Here is a 2,549-nt window from a genome sequence, read left to right as displayed (position 1 = left end):
TTCAATATACTTCTTACTTTTATATCTATAAAACAATCGTTTTTCTCTTCATACACTTGACTTTCACCCGAAAAAATGTCCTCGAAACTACCCTCGATAAACGCTTGTTTTTTGTCAAGAGAAAAATGTATTTTTAAAATTCAAACTCGAAATAATGTTATTCAAAAATAGAAAATAACTTCCCTCTTCCTCGACTAAAAGTTCATTTTTTTGTCATTTTTCCAGAACAAATAAAAAAACTGAAAGTCGATTAGACTCTCAGTTTTTTTTATTTATTTTGCTGTATGTTTTCTAACGGCTGGTAAAATTTCAGTAGCAATTAATTCAATATTTTTCTCAATTTTATCAAATGGTACACCGCCAAAATCAATTTGTGCCATAAAGCGTTGTTGGCCAAATAATTCATATTGGTACAGCATTTTCTCAATGATTTGTTGTGGGCTACCAACCATTAAAGCATCACGGTAATCTATTGCATTTGTAAATTGCTGTTTCGGATACCCACCACCGCGCAGTGTAAGCATACCAGCATTAATGTGAGGGTAATATTCACTAAGTGCATCTTGTGAATTTTTTGCCGTATAAAATAAACTCGTTGTCGCAACTGGTAAACTAGCTGAATCAAATCCACTTTGTACAGCCGCCTCGCGGTAAGCATCTACTGACACTTTAAAGTTAATTGCTGGACCACCAAGTGTTGTTATCATCATTGGTACACCCGCGCGTCCCGCTTTAATTGCACTAGCTGGTGGACCTCCAACCGCACGCCAAATTGGTAAGTTATTATTTTTCGCTCTCGGAATAACCGATGCATGTGCGAGCGGTGCTCTGAACTGTCCATTCCATGTTACATGTTCCTCGTTATTAATTTTTAATAAAAGATCCATCTTCTCTTCGAATAATTCTTCATAATCATTCACGTCATAACCAAGTAAACTATATCCCCCAATACGAGATCCACGACCAGCCACAATTTCTGCACGTCCATTAGAAATCAAGTCAATTGTAGCGAAATCCTCATATACTCGAACTGGGTCAGATGTACTTAATATCGTTGCTGAACTTGCAATTTTTATATTTTTCGTAGCTTGCGCGACCGCACCTAAAATAACTGTATGAGCTTGTGTTGTAAAATGCGTTTGATGACTTTCACCGACAGCAAACACATCAAGCCCTGCCTCATCTGCTAACTTAGCTGTTTCAATTAGTTCGTGAATTCTTTTCTCTGGCGTAATTTTCTCCCCATTATGTGGATTTAAAACATGATCACCAATTGAATATAATCCAAACTCAATTCCTTTTCTTATATCTATACGGTATTTTTCCATAGTTACTCTCCCCTTTAATAAAGTAGTATTAGTTTTTTTCTAAAAACGTTGGTAAGTCAGGTATATCTCCGTATTCCCTACGCCTTCACTTGATTAGTCAATTGATAGTGTAAAAAAAATTACTCTTGGGGTAATTCTTTTTTTTCACTATGCTTATGAACTTTCGTCATTAGCTCGTATAATATTTTCTGCTCTTCTTCATTTAATACATCATCAAAAAACGAAGATTGAAATGCAAGTTGCTCTGGCAATGCTCTCTCTAAAGCTGCTTCTCCTTGCTCTGTAAGACTAATTGTTTTCGTTTTCCAATCTTGTTTTCGTACAATATATCCTTCTTTTTCAAGACGAGTTAACATTCGAGAAATGCCACCTTGTGTAACAGTTACCTTTTCAGCTAACTCCATTTGTGTTAGTGGTTGATACGTACGTATTTGCAAAAGCACATCAAATTGAGCTGTCGTTAAATCAAAACGTTTTAAAAACTCATTTGACATTTGATTACTTTGGTTCGTAAATCGTATTAAACGTAACCATATTAATGATCCTATCGTATTATCACGCATGTTTCATCACTTCCTAGCGTTCATCTTACTATCACTTTACTACGCAAGTGATAAAAAAGCAAGAAAAAATGTAATAAATATATCGATAGAGTATTGCATAAATAATGATAAGTAAGAATTCATATAAACATGAATTCTTACTTATCATTATTCTTAACTTTTCCTTTCATTCATTACTATATTTAAAGCTGCCATAGCTTTTGGCCAACCAACGTAAAAAGCCATATGTGTTATTAATGCAACCAATTCATTCTCCATAACCCCATTTTGTTTAGCTAGCTTCAGATGAAATTGTAATTGTTCTGTATTACCGAGACTGATTAGTGCTGACACAGTACACAAACTTCTTTCTCTTAATGTTAAAGTGGCATCCCGCCACACTTCCTCAAATAATATCTTTTCACTATAATGAGCAAATGCAGGTGACATTTCTCTCATTTTCTTTTTAATATGTACTTCAATAAGTTCGTTTTTCATTTTTTTCTCCCTTTATTTTCACCATTTGTGCTATTCCTTGACCAAATGACCAGTTTTCAGCAGCTGTCTCATTTAATGTAATAAAAATATCCGAAGTTTTAACATCGGAATATTCCGTAATTTTTAAGGATACCGATTGATACAAATCTTTTTTCTGTTGCACCGTTCTTCCCGGTCCACA

4 protein-coding genes are annotated in these 2,549 nt (G+C 34.5%); all 4 read right to left on the bottom strand.

The window, feature by feature from the left end:
- Positions 1-272 precede the first annotated feature (272 nt).
- Positions 273-1,328: an LLM class flavin-dependent oxidoreductase gene (locus ACQGS6_RS26315; RefSeq protein ID WP_000417541.1), complete on the bottom strand. Its 1,056-nt coding sequence runs from the start codon at positions 1,326-1,328 to the stop codon at positions 273-275.
- 119 nt (positions 1,329-1,447) lie between these two features.
- Positions 1,448-1,891 carry a MarR family winged helix-turn-helix transcriptional regulator gene (locus tag ACQGS6_RS26310; protein WP_001205523.1) on the bottom strand — a complete coding sequence of 148 codons (444 nt, stop codon included), beginning with the start codon at positions 1,889-1,891 and terminating at the stop codon, positions 1,448-1,450.
- A 153-nt stretch (positions 1,892-2,044) separates the two neighbouring features.
- On the bottom strand, positions 2,045-2,368 hold the full coding sequence (locus ACQGS6_RS26305; protein ID WP_016117610.1) for a carboxymuconolactone decarboxylase family protein: 324 nt from the start codon (positions 2,366-2,368) through the stop codon (positions 2,045-2,047).
- Positions 2,349-2,549: tautomerase family protein (locus tag ACQGS6_RS26300; RefSeq protein WP_426965863.1), on the bottom strand; the 201-nt coding region annotated here is incomplete at its 5' end. The genes ACQGS6_RS26300 and ACQGS6_RS26305, both read right to left, overlap by 20 nt.

This window comes from Bacillus sp. GMs2/2 (assembly GCF_050172095.1).
GTDB classification, from domain to species: Bacteria; Bacillota; Bacilli; order Bacillales; family Bacillaceae_G; genus Bacillus_A; species Bacillus_A cereus.
The sequence above is the reverse complement of the archived record's forward strand: the minus strand, read 5'-3'. Positions and strand labels throughout refer to the sequence as shown.

Excerpts from the sequence above, each read along its gene's own strand:
- ACQGS6_RS26305 (WP_016117610.1), bottom strand. The coding sequence starts at position 2,368 with ATGAAAAACGAACTTATTGAAGTACATATTAAAAAGAAAATGAGAGAA.
- ACQGS6_RS26310 (WP_001205523.1), bottom strand. The coding sequence starts at position 1,891 with ATGCGTGATAATACGATAGGATCATTAATATGGTTACGTTTAATACGA.
- ACQGS6_RS26315 (WP_000417541.1), bottom strand. The coding sequence starts at position 1,328 with ATGGAAAAATACCGTATAGATATAAGAAAAGGAATTGAGTTTGGATTA.